Source organism: Paenibacillus amylolyticus (assembly GCF_050990605.1).
Classification (GTDB): Bacteria; Bacillota; Bacilli; order Paenibacillales; family Paenibacillaceae; genus Paenibacillus; species Paenibacillus amylolyticus_H.
The window spans coordinates 610,285-626,817 of record NZ_CP158832.1 but is presented as its reverse complement, the minus strand read 5'-3'; the positions used below and the strand labels follow the sequence as shown (position 1 = coordinate 626,817).

The following is a 16,533-nucleotide window of genomic DNA, read 5'->3' as shown; positions in this document are numbered from 1 at the left end:
TGCTGATGATGCCGTTAGGCATCCTTCGTAATCAAAAGCGGACTTTTTGAACAACCTCACTATTGTATAGTACACTGGTCATTCCAATGACATCGGTTCGTGTTACTCTATTCTATCATTTTAAAGTAGGTGTTGTCCTCTCCACTGAGAGCACACATGAAATAACAGGCTCCCTGAAGGGGAGCCTGTTATTGGTGAATTAGTGAATCACAGCTATAACGTTCAGTGATTAATTAAGATTGCGGCTTATTCGAGTCTTCAGCAATCAAATGACCCGTGTCGCTCTCCGGTTTGTTCCCGGTAGCTCGCTCCAGATACCGATCATAACGATCATCCAATTCGCATGCCATCTTCCGGTACTTTAACGTTTCCTCGACAATTGGATCACGTTCTGTCTGGATTCGTACTTCATATTTGGGAGGAATCAGCTGGCGTTCACGCTGATTGGTGTCGCCGGACTCTTCCATGTCCCCTTCCGTCAGCATATCACTGAGCCGTCGTTCCAGTTCTTTGGATTCATCCATTGTTCTCGCTCCTTTAATTAAAGTCATACATGCGTTACCTATACTATTGTACTTTCACTTCGTGTACAGAACCATCTTCCGATCGCTGTTATCCCCAGATTTCTTTGATTCCCTTTTCCAAGGTAGAAATCCGGTGATAAAGGCGTAGCATATGCTTACGAAGCAGCTTTCTTTCAGAAAGCTTTTAGCTCCGCTTCTTCAGATACTTTCTGTCCCCTCCGTTAATGTACAATTAAAAGTAATTAAAGCATGGATGAGTTAAACAAACTCACTCCAGACCGGTAGCCTTTGCTTCCTTCAACACACCTGTTAATGCATCATGGATTTTGCCATTGCTGGCAACCACATGACTCACAGACAGTTGATAAGGCGTTCCGATGGTATCTGTCACCTTGCCGCCGGATTCTTCAACCAACAGCGCACCTGCAGCAATATCCCAAGGTTTCAATCCAACTTCGGTGTAGGCGCTGAGACGTCCTGCGGCAACATACGCCAGATGAAGGGCGGCAGATCCGCCTGCACGCAAGTTACGAACTTGCGGAGCAAGAGCCTGCACAGCGGCCATATTCAGTGGCAACGCAAAGGTTGTGTCTGCCGGGAATCCAACCGCAATCAGGCTTTGAGCCAGAACCTGTTCACCAGATACAAGCATCCGGTTTCCGTGAACATATGCTCCTTTACCTTTTTCCGCAACAAACATTTCATCACGGGAAGGGTCGTAGATCACGCCGACAATGACTTCACCATTATGAGCCAATGCGATGGACACCGAATAAAACGGGAATCCGTGCACAAAGTTCGTCGTTCCGTCCACGGGATCAACAATCCAGAGGAACTCTTCTTCCTCGGCCTCTTTCAATGCTTTTGCCGAAGCTTCCGGTCCCGGTTCCACACCTTCTTCACCCAGAATGGCATGGTGAGGGAAATGCGTGAGAATGAGGCGGCGGATCATCTGCTCCGCTCCTTTATCCACTTCGGTCACCAGATCCTGGGGTGAATATTTGGTGCCAAGTTCAGCTACCGTCCCAAGACGGCTTTTGATCCATTCGCCAGCTTTGGAAGCTGCATTAATGGCAACGGCAGTATAGCTTTTGCTTGTCACGACATAAGGTATCTTTTCCTTCTCATTCAAAGCGTTCACTCTACTTTCTATATCAATCTACGAAAAGTTGAAATACTTGTTAAAAGTATACGCCCCACAGGTCGTAAAGTTTCTCGTTGCCCAAGCCCCTTTTGGCTCTACGGATGAATGATGACGGTAGACTCGTCTACCCACTCCACGCCCTCTTCGTGATAGAATGCCAGCTTCTGCATCAGTTGCACAAGAGCCTCATCCTTGCGTTTGGCCTCAATCATGACGTCAAGCCTCGGAGTATCTGCCGCGATATGACGCAAGAAGTCGAGTAAAGGCTCTACCTCCACACCATCGGCATGACCTCGCAGATCCTTCTCACTCTTTGGACTGGAGACATGGATTTTGGGTGGCAATGGCTGATCGGTCGGTGAATCTGCCTGGGCAAGCGGCGACTGCCAAGTCTTTAGAATATCAGGCCACAGATCCCATGGCTGTTCTCCTTCGTTGTTCACCCACTGGTGATGGATATCCAGTACCATGGGCAATCCCAAGCGCTGGCACACAGCCAATGTCTCGGGCGCATTGAACGTTTTGTCATCATTTTCGAGTGTGAGCCGCTCCTGAATGTCCCGATCCAGCTTCAAAAAGTTTTCTTCAAAACGAAGCGCCGCCGAAGGCTTGTCCCCGTATGCACCACCAATATGTATATTGTTCTTGGCAGTGGCATTCAGCCCCATGGCATCCAGCATTCGAACATGATGACGAAGGTCGCGAATCGAGTTGTGCAGAACTTGCTCGCGGGGGGTACTAAGTACGGTAAAATGATCCGGATGAAAGGACACACGCATCTGATTTTCCTTCACAAAATCACCAATGGCCGCAAAGTCCTGCTTCAGTGCCGGGAACGGGTCCCAGTCATTCAGGTCCTCGTGTGTTGCCAGTGGAATCAATTTGGAAGAGAAGCGATATACATGAATATGGCTACCCTTGTTGTGTCTGAGCAAACGTAATGTATTGTGCAGGTTCTCGGCTGCAATCCGTTCGAGTTTGCGGGTCGCTGCTTCCCTGTCATCGATTTTGTTAAAACTCGACATGGTCATGGTCCGGGAAGGCGAGGCGTTCTCTATAAGCACGGACATGGCCACGTAACCAAAGCGTACGAGCATGAATTTCTTCCTCTCTATTAGGGCGGAGAACCCGCACGGCATATTCAGCCGTCAGGATGTACCGTCACTGTATATAACCAAGTTTTACCCTAAAAGAGTGACCATAATCGTATTCTGGCAAATCAGTCCTTCCGACCAGCACTCACAGTCAACCATTACTCCTGTGCTTGCTCTCCAAAGAACATCTCATCCGCAAGGGCAGTCTGGATGCGTGATTCTTCCTCCGTCAATTTGCGGATGAGTTGCATCTCCACCTCAGTTACCTCTTGCCCCTGGAAGTTGATCTCTGCAATGGAAACCACGATCTTGACGATGGCTACAGCCACGTTATCCGGTGTGTATGCAATCACTTTCTGGCCGGTAGGAAATACCCGGAAGCCCTGTTTGACCATTTTGCCGCGTCCGTATTCAAGCAGTTCGAACAGCTCCTGCTCACTCTTGAACTTGCATACGGAATTGAATTCAGTCTGAAATCCCATGCATATCCCTCCTGATCTTGTGGTTGCAGGCTACGCCTGTACGCCGTTCTCGTAATTCAGTGCCTGCTTTCGGTTGTAACGCTCCAGTGCCAGCTCAATCATGCGATCCAGCAATTCGGCATACGATACACCTGTCTGACGCCAAAGAAGTGGATACATGCTGTATGGTGTGAAACCAGGCATGGTGTTGACTTCATTAATAAGCAATGCGCCGTCATTTTTCCGAATGAAGAAGTCCGCACGTGAAATGCCGTTACCTTCAATCGCACGGAACGCCTGCAGAGCTGCCTCGCGAATGCGATCTGCGGCCTCTGGATCCAGTGGAGCTGGAATCAGCATCTGTGATTGACCATCAATATACTTGGCTGCATAGTCATAATACTCACCGGAGGATACGATCTCGCCTGGAACGGAAGCCATTGGCTCGTCATTGCCGAGGACGCTGACCTCAACTTCGCGGGCTTCAACGAATTCTTCAATGACCACCTTCGTATCGTACCGAAGTGCGAACTCGACAGCTGTTTTCAGCTCATCACGGTTACGCGCTTTGGAGATGCCCACGCTGGAGCCCAGATTAGCCGGTTTGATAAAACAAGGATATCCCAGTTCATCTTCCACTTGTACAATCATTTCATGCTCTGTCTGTTTCCATTGTGTAGCGTTAAAATACGTAAAGGCACATTGGTCAATGCCAGCCTGTGCAAACAGCTTTTTCATGACCACTTTGTCCATACCGCCAGCCGATGCCAGTACACCTGCACCTACATATGGCATATCCGCCATCTCAAACATGCCCTGAATTGTACCATCTTCTCCAAATGTACCATGCAGCAGAGGGAACATCACGTCCAGCGCTTCCGCTCCGCCATACAAACGGCCAAACAGTGCGTTCAGCGCATCCTGCGTTCCTCCCGCCGATTGCTCCAGCTTCAAATCTTCAATCTGCGCAAACGGCGCATGCATGACAGGTCCTTTTTTCCACGTCCCCTGCTTGGAGATATAAAAAGGAACCAGTTCATACTTCTCGTAATCAAATGCGTTCGTTACAGCAAACGCCGTTTGCAGCGACACCTCATGCTCGCCTGATTTTCCGCCATAAACGACGCCTACTTTTAATTTATCCATACTCATGTGTACCCTCCGATTATCTGTGCCTGATGCTGCCATGCTAACATGCTTGCATGCTCAGCACCCTTGTTTTTCTGTTTGCGTTTTTCTGTTTGCGTATCTGGTCTTATTTTACACGGAACTGGATGTCTGCGTCACCGCATCCCGAAAATCTTTCGTCATCAAAACTCATCTGCAATATGAAAAAGACGGTATACCGTCCGCTCCGTCCAAGCGTAAGAATCCCGGTAATCCCAAAATCGGTGACGACTGCTAACCGTATGTGCGTTGACAAGCGGCATACCGCCCGCATCAAACGCAGTCACAACGGTGCTGTGCTGAAATCGTCCATCTCCATCCCAATCGTAGAGAATAACATCGCCGAGCATCAGCTGCTCAGGACGCTCCACTTCTGTCGCAGTCAGCCCCCAGCTGCTGCCTGACAAATAACGCTCCAGGCTATTGGAGACTGCCCAGCTGTAACTCCACATTTCGGAGCCGTTCACATACCCCTTATACCACCAGCCAGCTTCTCTTCTACCAGTATAGTGGATGGGTGCGCCCCCTGCAAAGAGACATTGGGACACGTAATTGGTGCAATCCACATCAAATTCCTCAAATGCCGGATTCCCCGCATTCCACCACCGATCTGCATAGGCAACCGCCAGATCTCTGCGATATGTCTGTTGACGTGAACTTCTGCCTTGACCAAGCACTTCCCGATTCAGCAGCGGCCGATTCATCGCCTGTACAAAATCAGCCTGTTGAAACGGTCGCCCTTCCCCGGCAGGGCGGCGCTCCGGCACTTCTCGCTCGACCCGTCCAATGATCCATCCACCACTCTGCCGCAAAAAGGTTAACCGCTCCCGCTCAATCCGGTCCTCCCGGTGGGTGATCCCGCTCTTCTCGTAGAACAGTCTGCTGTACAATTGTACATCCACCACCGCTTCTTCCTGTCCATCCATAAGCGTGCGCACAAGCTTGGCGCTGGTCTCGCTGCGAAGAGGCACGGCGCGCCGCTTACGATACCATTCGTCCAGCCTTGCCATACGCTCTCCCCGTTCCACCACGAAGTCAGGATCGGTAACGATCCGTTCGCTGGTCTGTGGACGGTAGTCGATCTCACAGCGATTGTACTGGTTCACGTAAGTATATAAGGCACTCTTCCATTCCCGTTCCAAGCCTATGTCCCCCTTTGGCATGAGTTCTGTCTGGAATATTTCATTGCGTAGTTAAACTCCTACTATTCATATGAGAGGGTCTTCGGTTGTATGTACACGGCTCAGGCGGGAGATCCGAAATTCGGCAAATACAGGTACAGGCGATATCTTGTTCCTGCCCGCTTCACGAAAACGCCTTCATCGGTTTAAAAGCTTGCTTGATCAGGCAAAAAGACCTTTACGTACGGAGGTGAAAACGGTATACTTAAAACTAAAGTCATGATTATGAAATTACGTTTCATCAGATGAAACTAACAAACAAGAACACGGAACGATGAAGGCCTGTTCTTCACCTAAATGAACGTTTTCTTCATCTCACCGACACATCCCAAGGAGGTACATGTATGTCAGCAAAGAATCATTTCTCCGCCGCTCGCAGTCTTGAGGTTGGAGGCAAGTCTTACCGCTACTACAGTCTCGATGCTCTTCAGGAAAACGGCCACGGCGATCTTTCCAGACTTCCTTTCTCCATTAAAGTGTTGCTTGAAGCAGCCATTCGTCAATTCGACGGACGTGCCATCACCGAAGAACACGTAAAACAACTGACCGGCTGGGCAGATGGCCGTGACAATAACAAGGAAATTCCATTCATCCCTGCACGTATCGTTCTGCAGGATTTCACCGGTGTACCGGTTGTCGTTGACCTCGCTGCAATGCGTGATACTGTGAAAAAAGCAGGCGGCGACCCGAAACAGATCAACCCGCTCGTACCGGTCGATCTCGTTATCGACCACTCCGTTATGGTTGATGCTTTTGGTACCAACGATGCACTTGATTACAATATCAAAGTCGAGTTCGAGCGTAATGAAGAGCGTTATCGCTTCTTGCGTTGGGCGCAAACGGCATTCAACAACTTCCGTGCAGTTCCACCATCCACAGGGATCGTTCACCAGGTTAACCTGGAGTATCTGGCTTCCGTGGCAGCAACAAAAACCGTTGACGGCGAGACCGTTGTATTCCCGGATTCCCTCGTAGGTACAGACTCCCACACCACCATGATCAACGGACTTGGCGTTGTTGGTTGGGGTGTTGGTGGAATCGAGGCCGAAGCAGGTATGCTGGGCCAACCGCTTTACTTTGTAACACCGGACGTTATCGGTTTCAAACTGACAGGCAGCCTGAGTGAAGGCGCAACAGCAACGGATCTGGCACTGACCGTTACCCAATTGCTTCGTAAAAAAGGCGTTGTTGGTAAATTCGTAGAGTTCTACGGACCAGGTCTTGCCAACATCGGTCTGGCTGACCGTGCAACAGTAGCCAACATGGCACCAGAGTACGGCGCAACGATCGGTTTCTTCCCTGTAGATAGCGAAACATTGAACTACCTGCGCAGTACTGGTCGTCCTGACGAACAGGTTGAATTGGTTGAAGCTTATTACAAAGCTCAAGGCATGTTCCGTACTTCCAGCACCGTTGACCCTGAATTCACAGATGTGATTGAACTGGATCTCGGCTCTGTTGTACCAAGTCTTGCAGGACCAAAACGTCCACAGGATCGCATCGAGCTGACACAAATGAAAGAAAGCTTCAATAGCATCATCCGCACACCTGTAGATAAAGGTGGTTACGGGCTGAGCGATGAGAAAATTGAGCAAACGGTACCTGTGACGCACCCTAACGGTTCCACCAGTGAACTGAAAGCTGGCGCTGTTGTGATCGCGGCGATCACAAGTTGTACGAACACTTCGAATCCAAGTGTTATGGTTGGAGCGGGACTGCTGGCGAAAAAAGCAGTTGAACGCGGCCTGACCAAACCAGGATATGTGAAAAGCAGTCTGACACCAGGTTCCCTTGTTGTTACCGAGTACCTGGAAAAAGCAGGTCTGATCACGTATCTCGACCAACTCGGATTCAACGTTGCCGGCTACGGCTGTGCGACTTGCATCGGTAACTCCGGCCCACTGCCGGACGAAGTGAGCGAAGCTATTGCTGAGAACGATATGACCGTAGCGGCTGTATTGTCCGGTAACCGTAACTTCGAAGGCCGTGTGCATGCACAAGTTAAGGCCAACTACCTGGCATCCCCACCACTCGTTGTGGCATATGCACTTGCAGGTACTGTGAATATTGACTTTGAAACCGATCCAATCGGTTATGATACGAACAATGAGCCTGTATTCCTGAAAGACCTCTGGCCTAGCTCCGAGGAAATCAAGGATACCATCGCTAGTTCCCTGAACGCTCAGATGTTCCGCAACAAGTACGAGAACGTATTTACAGCCAACGAGCGTTGGAATGCGATCTCTGTACCGGAAGGCGAATTGTACGAGTGGGACCCGAACTCCACGTACATTCAGAATCCTCCGTTCTTCCAGGAGCTTGGCGACAAGTTGAACGATATCGCAGATATCCGTTCTGCACGCGTTATGGCATTGCTTGCGGATTCCGTAACAACGGATCACATCTCGCCAGCAGGTAATATTGCCGTATCCAGCCCGGCTGGACTGTACCTGAAAGAGCATGGCGTAGAGCGCAAAGACTTCAACTCCTACGGTTCACGTCGTGGTAACCATGAAGTCATGATGCGTGGTACGTTTGCCAACATTCGTATTCGTAACCAGGTGGCTCCGGGCACCGAGGGCGGTATCACGAAGTACCTGCCAACGGACGAAGAAATGTCCATCTACGATGCTTCCATGAAGTATCAAGATGAAGGACAGAACCTGATCGTTATCGCTGGTAAAGAGTATGGTACAGGAAGCTCCCGTGACTGGGCGGCAAAAGGAACATTCCTGCTCGGCGTCAAAGCCGTTATCGCAGAAAGCTTCGAGCGGATTCACCGTAGTAACCTGGTCGGCATGGGCGTAATGCCATTGCAATTCCAGGAAGGTCATGGCTGGTCCAGCCTTGGTCTGAACGGACGTGAAACGTATGACATTACTGGCCTTAGCAATGATGTGAAGCCAGGACAAGAGTTGAAAGTAACCGTAACTCGTGAAGACGGTACACAGTTCGACTTCCCTGTTATCGCTCGTCTGGACAGCATGGTTGACGTGGATTACTACCATAACGGCGGTATCCTGCAAACTGTATTGCGTCAAATGATGAAAAAAGCTTAATGATATAAATCAATAATATGATGAAGTTATACAAAGAAGCTCCCCATTACGTGCAATCAGCACGTGGCGGGGAGCTTCTTTGGCTTTGCTTTTTATAATCGCGATACATTTAAAAATCAATTTTCAATCCAACTGACTGCTAATGCCCGATATGATGTGAAGCTTGATCCAACAGTTGAATCGTGCCCATGATCAGGAACAAACACGACAGAGCAATTAACGAGCCGCCAACCCATCTCGACATGATCACTCGCTCCTTAATCTGTTTTTCAGAAGCATCCGTTACCTTGTGTGGATACACGAGAAACATTAGCCCTGCGCAAATGAACAGTGCGGCCATTATAATCAAGTTCTTCCCCTCCTTACACGTGACTCTCCTTGGAATTATACTTTTTTGTCGTCACGCGGGATTTTCCTCCCACCAACACCTTTTTCAGACCGCTGACCATGGTAAAAACAATATATCCTATCAAGCCACCGAGCGTATTAAGCATTAGATCATCCACATCAAATATACCCATACCCGTCAACAACTGTGCCACCTCATAGCCCAAACTGAGCAGCAGGGACAGCAGGAACACCTTTACTCCAGAGAATAACTTGTTGCCCATCAACACGGGAATGAAGATACCCAACGGGATAAAGGCCAGTATATTGCCTACCAGATGGATTGCGGTACCTGGACGATGTAACGACAGGCTGTTCCAGTCTCGTGAGATTTCCTGAAATGGTGTCAGGTTGACGGTTCGCGTATGGATTAGATCCGGTTGTTGCAAGAATGCCATAAGTCGAACCTTCACGATGTCAAAGTCGACCAAGCTTCCTTTGAACAGGATCAGCTTTGTCAGCAGATATAAATAGATTATGAAAACGGCAATCCAAAGGAAGTAATGTTTGCTTTTCTTCTGGTTGTTCTGCTTCATGTTGTCTAGCCTCCCTTGCGTTGCCCTGTTATTTCTTTACGGTGACGATGACACCATCCATGTTATCACCCGATATTTCAGTTTGGCCTTGCTCAGGTATGTAAACGGTCGTATCTTGGGTGGCTCTATAGTAGCGAATATGATACGCCTCGCCCTCTACCTCCACATTAATGCTCTCTTTCTCTTTTAGCAAATCCAGATACTCTTCCAGCACCAGATTATTCTTATACATGACAGCACTGTGCGGCAGCCCTACATATCGAAAGTGCCATGGTTCATACTGTATACCCGTGATGCGCACTTTATCCTTCGGATAACGCAAAACAAATCCGTATTTCCATGCATTCTTCTCCAGCCAGGCCCCCTCTGGTGCTTCATTCATGGCAGCCAAGCTTGAACCGATATCCAGGGATAATCCGAGATTGTGCTCACTGTGTCCCGCAGGAAGTGCATAGTCTGAACCCTTTTCCTGGTATAGCTCGTCCTGCTTTTCAAAATCCCTGTACCCGCTGCTGACGAGAAAATATCGAACTCCCTCTTCGCCTGCTGCCTCCACCATCTTCTGAAACTCCTGCGCCACCTGCCGGGATAACATGATTTTCCGATCCATGATTCCATATCCACGAAGCAGCTCATCTTCATCCGCTATATATACAATATCGGATCTAACCCCCTCCTCTTGAACGGGGTATTGCTTATTAACCAGTAACAAGTTCCCCTTATGTACCTGATCCTGAATATTTCCCGTGACGGATACCGTATAACCTGCGGGATTTTCGCGCGTATTCTGAATCTCGATGGGCAACTCATCCTTCTGCTGAAGCCATCCTGGTGATTGTGTAACGATATATCCGATCAAAACGATACATATTAAAAATCCCCACTTTTTCATGCTTGTTCCTCCTTTTGCCTCATACATCAAGGATAGACAAAACAAGTTAAAGAAAAAGCAGGGCATTTTTAAAGTTTTTCTTAAATTTGACGTCGAACCTCAATGCAATATGGGCAAACGAACTTCAAATAACGTCCGCACCACATCACTCTGGGCCGAAATCTTCCCATCATGCTGTTCCACGATATTGCGGGCGATGAATAAGCCAAGGCCTGTCCCACCCTCCTGAGGAGTTCTGGCACGATCTCCGGTGTAATACATATCGAAGATATGGGGCAGTTCCTCTGCGCGAATATGTCCACCATAGTTAACCACCTGAATGATAACCTGTTCTGCATCGCGATATCCGTTAATATCTACGTACATGCCATCCTTGCCGTGCCGTGCAGCGTTAATGAGCAGATTCTCGAACACACGTGCCAGCAGCTCACCATCACCGGAGACCGTAAGGTCAGTGTCTATTTTCAACCGGGTGACTAGTTGGTTCTTTTCAAATACAGGATAGAGTTCTTCGTTCATCTGTTTCAGCAATTCACTAAGATCCAGCCACGTTTTGTTTATAGGTAACATGCCATAATTCATGCGGGTAATTTCGAACAAATCATCAATCAACTTCTCCAGACGCTGTGATTTGGTGAATGCAATCGATGTAAAATGCCGCACCTGTTCCTCTGTCAGCTGATCATCCTTCATCAGCAGATCCAGATAGCCCAGCACGGAGGTTAACGGTGTACGCAGATCATGCGCAAGGTTTACGATGAGCTGATCTTTGCTGTTCTCCGCAAAGTCACCTCGTTCCATCGCCTCCCGCAGCTTCTGGCTTGCCATATTCACACTCTCCGCAATCGAACCCAATTCATCCTTGGACGAGATCTGAACACGATGCTGAAAGTCTCCGTTCGCTAAGTGATTAATACCTGTGGAAATCTCTTTGAAATACGTGACATAGGATCTCGTAAACAAGTAGAAAAATAAAATCGCAAGCGGGATGAAAAGCAGCATAAAGACATATAAATCGCCAATACTTCTCATGATATTACGATATTCCGCCAGCGGATCTTCTCTCCTGACCCCTGCATAATACATCTGCAACAGCCTGTACACGATAAATGTTACGGCGCCAGAGGCAAGCATACTTAACCCTAACAACATAATCATGGTCGTGCGAAAACTTCTTCGTTTAGTCATTAAACGTATACCCCACGCCCCAGATGGTTTTGATAAACTTGTTCTTGTCCACATCTTCTCCGAGCTTCTTGCGCAGCGTCCGAATATGTACCATAACGGTATTGCCACTTTCGAAATAAGCCTCTCCCCATACCTTTTCAAAAATGCTTTCTGCGCTGAAGACCTGTTTCGGATTGCTCGCAAGCAGCACTAAAATATCAAATTCCTTCGGTGTTAACTCCAGCGGTTTACCGTAAAGCGTCACGCTATGCTGCTCCGGTACAATGACAAGTCCGCCCTTTTCCAGAATCGAGCGCTGAACCGCCGCTGTGGACTGGCTGAATTGCAATGAACGCCGCAATTGAGAATTCACGCGTGCTACAAGTTCCATCGGGTTAAACGGTTTGGTCATATAATCATCGGCACCCATCACGAGCCCCGTAATTTTATCCATGTCCGAGGTTTTGGCACTGAGGAATATGATTGGAAAATGATGCTGCTCCCGTATTTTGCGGGTCACCTCATAGCCGTCCATACCCGGCATCATGATGTCCAGTACGGCCAAATCAATGGCATGTGTCTGAATCGCCTGTAGTGCTGACTGTCCGTCAGATGCCTTGATGGTGTGATATCCTTCTTTTTGTAAATGTAAAGCAACCAGATCAGCGATCTCAACTTCATCGTCCGCAATCAGAATCGTAATTCGCTTCATTGCTTATTTCACTCCTATATGGGATGCTGGGCAATATAACACCTATGAATCTAACAGATAACTCCGGGTTTAACAATTGAAAAGCAATGTTATATAAGTTGGACTTTTCTTTTACACTTTAACGGAGAGGACAGAAAAAACCTGAAAAAACGAAGCGTTCGCCTAAAAGTTTTCTGCAAGAAAGCTACATCGGAACCATACGCTTATCACCGGATTTTCCCCTTTGCCAAAGGGAATCAAACAATCTGGGGATAACAGCGATTGGAAGGTTATTCTGTCATCGGATTGTTTCAGTGTAAATGTTGCCCAATTTATATAGACCCATAAATGAAAGGAATCCATACATATGAAACTGGAGCGTTTATTAGCCATCGTAGTGCTGTTAATCAATCGTGGACGAGTTCAGGCCAAAGACTTGGCAGATATGTTCGAAGTATCGATCCGTACCATCTATCGGGACATCGATACATTGGGTCAAGCAGGCATTCCGGTGGTGACGTATCAGGGCGCAAGCGGCGGAATTGGTTTGGCAGAGGGTTACCGTCTGGATCGAAACGTGTTAACAGACAAGGACCTCGCTTCCATCGTCACTGCACTGCGCAGTGTATCCACTTCCCATGCTAATGCGGCGCGTGAGCTTCTGGTCGAAAAACTCAGCAGTATCGTACCTGAATCCAAAAATGACGATTTCCAGGCCAATACCAATCGTTTCATCGTTGATTATTCAACCTGGACGCATCCCGAAGCGCTGAAAATCAAGCTTGAACTTATCGAACAGGGTATGGATCAACTACGCCCCGTAACCTTTACCTACTGCAGTGCGGAAGGTATCCAGACTCAAAGAACTGTCGACCCTCATACCATCGTACTCAAGAAACATTCCTGGTACCTTTATGCTTTTTGTCACGAGAGGAATCAATTTCGCATGTTCAAACTTGTGCGCATGCAAGATGTCACGCTTGCTAATGAGCACTTCGAGCGTAAAGTCATTAACCCGCAGGACAGACCCTGGCAACAGGAATGGACCCGTCCGGACAATCAAGCCAGGTTAACCTTGAAATTCCATGCTCGCGTCCGTCATATTGCGGAAGAATGGTTTGGGATCGAGAACGTTATTCCTGATGGAAATGGGTATTACATCAGCCAGGTTGCTTTTCCCGAGGATGCCTGGTTATATGGTTTCATTCTTGGCTTCGGCGCGGACGTTGAAGTATTGGAACCTCAGCATATTCGGGATGAAATCTGCCGTATCGCGGAGCACATTGTACAAAATTATACACCCCCGACTCAAACCTGACAGACAGCTGTCCAGTTCCTGCCCGTATACTTCAGATATATTCAATCTGTACATATACAAGGAGGAACCAATCATGAACGTCACTGTATGTCAAAGCTGCGGCATGCCGCTCACAACCCCTGCTCAATTCGGAACGGAAGCAGATGGAAGCACAACCCGTGAGTACTGTATCTATTGTTATAAAGAAGGCAAGTTTGAGCAGCCCGGTATTTCACTCGAAGGCATGACGGAGATGTGCACTGCCATTCTGAAGGACGAGGGCATGGATGAGGAATCCGCTCGTTCGATGCTGCGTAATCAGCTTCCTTTTTTGAAACGTTGGCGCACGAATACAACGGATCAACACGCAGGATCTCTTGCGGAAAACTCTACTGCTTCTGCTAATCCTGGTCAGGTAACAACAGATCATTCGTTCTCTGTCCAGCCCGTTCGTTATGTCACGCTCCCCGGCAAACGTCTTGCCGGCGTATCCGCCCGCACAACCAATGCCATTGAGATCAGTGGCAAAGGCTGTATTCAGGGACTTTGGAACAATTATTTTGCCTCAGAGCACCTCCCTGCACCCGAAGCTGCTCGTTATGGCTGCTACACGGATTACACCGATGGCATAACCGGAGAATACACCATACTGGTAGGGCATGAGGTCAGTATGAACGAATCATTGCCTGAAGGATTGGACAACATTATACTCCCTCCTGCAACTTACGCCGTATTCACTTCCAGAAAAGGGCCGATGGCAGAGGTTGTGAGCGAAGCTTGGGGAGCCGTGTGGGCATGGGACAAGCAAAGTGATCGTACGTTCACCGGGGATTTTGAGTTGTATGATGAACGTAGCTTGAATCCCGAAAGTGTACAAGTCGATATATACATCGCCGTTCGCCAAAGTAGATAAAGCTGACACTATACCACCTCAGACTGGATCAAAGTTTCCTCTCATCCTTCTGCATATCATGCAAGCTGCCGAGCTCAATCGGCAGTTTTTTGTTATATCCGGAACTACATTACCCCTAAACAACCCGACCATGGTACCAAGTTAGTTAGCATGCTTTACATCATTTAACCAGATAATATGCCTCATATGCGGGTACCATTGACTTCCTTAAAATTGGGACTATTCACATAACAACCGATTCGATCCTCCCATATCAAACCTTTCATATCAGGTCCTTTGTTCCTGAATTTATCTAAAAACGTTTACATCTCTTTAAAACCGGGTAAAATCACTACAATCCAACTGGAATTACGCCTTACACCCTTCTATTTCGTCTAACAAGTCATATGGACCTATAAGTGCATCAGGAAACATAAACAGTCGAAATACATAATCTGTATTACATCATATTAATTGCATATATAACATGCATTAAAGGAGGAACCAAGATGATCCGCATGCCTATTCAGCAAATGATCCCGTACCATCACCAATATCCGCGCAACACGGCGACCACTGCTCCTAAAAAGGAGAATGAGAACACTCAAGGTCTATCCTTTCATGAAATTTTACAGCAAAAAATGGCGAAGAAAAATGCTTCTCCTTCCCTTAGATAAAAAATGGACACCGAACCCTATTCGAGTCCGGTTATCGACCGTCTTTCCGCAGCTTGGCGGAAGGGCGGTTATTGGCGTTGAGCAATAAACGACTGTACAGTTCTCAGGCATGTTTCTATAATGGTTTAAATATCTACGAGATCCATGACATATACGAAATGTAAAAGGGGACTTAGCACATGATCACCATTGGTTGTTTTCACGCTCATTATTCCAACATCACCTTAATTGAAGAGGCGCTTGCTGCTTATGAAGTTGAATTGGTGCATTACGTCGATCCAGGTCTGGATCGCCTTAAACATGACGCTGACTTTTCCGATGTAGTTATTCGCGATAAAGTGGCCCAGACGCTCCGATGGATCGCCGAGTGTCATGCCGATGCCATTCTGGTCACGTGTACCCTCTTTGCGACAGTACTGGAGCAAGAAGCCACACAGGTCCCAGTGCCTGTGATTGGCATAGATGATCCGCTATTGCAGGAGATACGGCGAATAGCAGAGGATTACATAATCGTTTTCACCAACCCCGCAACCATTGAAGGAACGATGGCACGGGTGAATCAGGCGTTACAGCAAGCGGATGAGAATGGGCAACTATACGTTTCCCAGACACCTCAGACAGAAGCGGTGTGCATTCCGGGGACATTCGAGTTGATTATGCGTGGAGATAAGCACGGATATCACGAAGCAGCACGTGAAGGATTACAGCAGATTGCTGAGCAGTATCCGGGCAAAACGGTAGTGGCAGCTCAACTGTCCATGGCTCCCGCAGCTGCACAGGTTACAATAGATTGCGGTATTCCGATCCATAGCCCGCTGGCATTGCTTGCGGCGTATTTGGAGAAGAATTTGGGCGTGGCCCGACAGTAGTGGCTGATTTGGAGTGAAATATTACAATCGCTAAAATCATGTGAAAACTACTATATTGCTTCCTTTTGCAAAATAAAAATGCTCTCGAACAAGAGCATTTCAAATGGTATAATCACTTTGTACAGCCAATTTGTGGTGGGAAATAGGCTTGCCTCCAGTGGGAGGTGGTCCTATGAACTTCTCTTTTAACGACGTAATCGTGTTCGCGATGTTAATTATTGCGCTCCTGACATACATCGATCGTAAAAAGAAGTGACCCGCCACAGGTTGACGGCCTGACGGGTCACTTCATCTGAACTTGCTGCACTCGGAGGAATACCCACCGCAAATGCTGTGCAGGAGTAGCCATTGGCCTGGCTACTCTTATTGGTGTTTACTTACATTCATTTTATTAAACATCTGCTAGACAATCAACCATAATGCTGATAAAAAGTATCAGGAAGCTGATCAGTAAGATGAAGCAGACGACATAATAGCAGTATTCTCACCTTCAAA

The 16,533-nt window shown here is 47.9% G+C and carries 16 protein-coding genes; 5 read left to right on the top strand and 11 right to left on the bottom strand.

The genetic code is table 11. From position 1 onward, the window contains the following. Positions 1 to 233: 233 nt before the first annotated feature. From ABTV53_RS02950 to ABTV53_RS02925, 6 genes are all read right to left on the bottom strand, one after another. Entirely contained in the window at positions 234 to 524 is a 291-nt protein-coding gene (locus ABTV53_RS02950) for a hypothetical protein (protein ID WP_433750430.1), read from the bottom strand. A 268-nt stretch (positions 525 to 792) separates the two neighbouring features. Beyond that, positions 793 to 1,656 (bottom strand): inositol monophosphatase family protein, encoded by an 864-nt coding sequence (locus tag ABTV53_RS02945; protein WP_433750427.1) that lies wholly within the window; start codon positions 1,654 to 1,656, stop codon positions 793 to 795. 107 nt (positions 1,657 to 1,763) lie between these two features. Continuing rightward, a complete protein-coding gene (gene uvsE / locus ABTV53_RS02940; protein ID WP_433750425.1) occupies positions 1,764 to 2,765 on the bottom strand; it encodes a UV DNA damage repair endonuclease UvsE in 1,002 nt (333 codons plus the stop codon). Between the two features lie 155 nt (positions 2,766 to 2,920). After that, the gene (locus ABTV53_RS02935; protein WP_062837611.1) at positions 2,921 to 3,244 is read right to left on the bottom strand and encodes a hypothetical protein; all 324 of its coding nucleotides are present in this window, start codon (positions 3,242 to 3,244) and stop codon (positions 2,921 to 2,923) included. Between the two features lie 30 nt (positions 3,245 to 3,274). After that, a complete protein-coding gene (locus ABTV53_RS02930) occupies positions 3,275 to 4,375 on the bottom strand; it encodes a D-alanine--D-alanine ligase (RefSeq protein ID WP_433750422.1) in 1,101 nt (366 codons plus the stop codon). Between the two features lie 158 nt (positions 4,376 to 4,533). Further along, complete coding sequence (locus ABTV53_RS02925; RefSeq protein ID WP_433750419.1) at positions 4,534 to 5,553, bottom strand: amidase domain-containing protein; 1,020 nt, start codon at positions 5,551 to 5,553, stop codon at positions 4,534 to 4,536. A gap of 362 nt (positions 5,554 to 5,915) precedes the next feature. Between ABTV53_RS02925 and acnA the strand changes: the two genes are divergently transcribed. Then, complete coding sequence (acnA, locus tag ABTV53_RS02920; protein WP_421885335.1) at positions 5,916 to 8,630, top strand: aconitate hydratase AcnA; 2,715 nt, start codon at positions 5,916 to 5,918, stop codon at positions 8,628 to 8,630. Positions 8,631 to 8,769: 139 nt separating this feature from the next. On the opposite strand, the gene ABTV53_RS02915 is transcribed toward acnA, so the two are convergent. The 5 genes from ABTV53_RS02915 to ABTV53_RS02895 form a co-directional block, all read right to left on the bottom strand. Further along, positions 8,770 to 8,979, bottom strand: coding sequence for a hypothetical protein (locus ABTV53_RS02915; RefSeq protein ID WP_433750415.1), 210 nt, complete (start codon positions 8,977 to 8,979; stop codon positions 8,770 to 8,772). 13 nt (positions 8,980 to 8,992) lie between these two features. Next, entirely contained in the window at positions 8,993 to 9,553 is a 561-nt protein-coding gene (locus ABTV53_RS02910) for a VanZ family protein (RefSeq protein ID WP_433750412.1), read from the bottom strand. 28 nt (positions 9,554 to 9,581) lie between these two features. Then, the gene (locus tag ABTV53_RS02905; protein WP_433750409.1) at positions 9,582 to 10,445 is read right to left on the bottom strand and encodes a M15 family metallopeptidase; all 864 of its coding nucleotides are present in this window, start codon (positions 10,443 to 10,445) and stop codon (positions 9,582 to 9,584) included. 99 nt (positions 10,446 to 10,544) lie between these two features. Then, positions 10,545 to 11,633 (bottom strand): ATP-binding protein, encoded by a 1,089-nt coding sequence (locus ABTV53_RS02900; RefSeq protein ID WP_433750406.1) that lies wholly within the window; start codon positions 11,631 to 11,633, stop codon positions 10,545 to 10,547. Beyond that, complete coding sequence (locus ABTV53_RS02895; RefSeq protein ID WP_433750403.1) at positions 11,626 to 12,324, bottom strand: response regulator transcription factor; 699 nt, start codon at positions 12,322 to 12,324, stop codon at positions 11,626 to 11,628. Before ABTV53_RS02895 ends, ABTV53_RS02900 begins: the two co-directional genes overlap by 8 nt. Positions 12,325 to 12,670: 346 nt before the next feature. On the opposite strand from ABTV53_RS02895, the gene ABTV53_RS02890 reads away from it, so the two are divergent. From ABTV53_RS02890 to ABTV53_RS02875, 4 genes are all read left to right on the top strand, one after another. Further along, positions 12,671 to 13,621, top strand: a complete 951-nt coding sequence (locus tag ABTV53_RS02890; RefSeq protein ID WP_433750400.1) for a helix-turn-helix transcriptional regulator — start codon at positions 12,671 to 12,673, stop codon at positions 13,619 to 13,621. 73 nt (positions 13,622 to 13,694) lie between these two features. After that, complete coding sequence (locus tag ABTV53_RS02885) at positions 13,695 to 14,513, top strand: zinc ribbon domain-containing protein (protein ID WP_433750397.1); 819 nt, start codon at positions 13,695 to 13,697, stop codon at positions 14,511 to 14,513. A gap of 488 nt (positions 14,514 to 15,001) precedes the next feature. Further along, positions 15,002 to 15,169 (top strand): hypothetical protein, encoded by a 168-nt coding sequence (locus tag ABTV53_RS02880; protein WP_017690769.1) that lies wholly within the window; start codon positions 15,002 to 15,004, stop codon positions 15,167 to 15,169. 179 nt (positions 15,170 to 15,348) lie between these two features. Next, positions 15,349 to 16,038 (top strand): aspartate/glutamate racemase family protein, encoded by a 690-nt coding sequence (locus ABTV53_RS02875; protein WP_433750393.1) that lies wholly within the window; start codon positions 15,349 to 15,351, stop codon positions 16,036 to 16,038. The last annotated feature ends 495 nt before the right edge of the window (positions 16,039 to 16,533 follow it).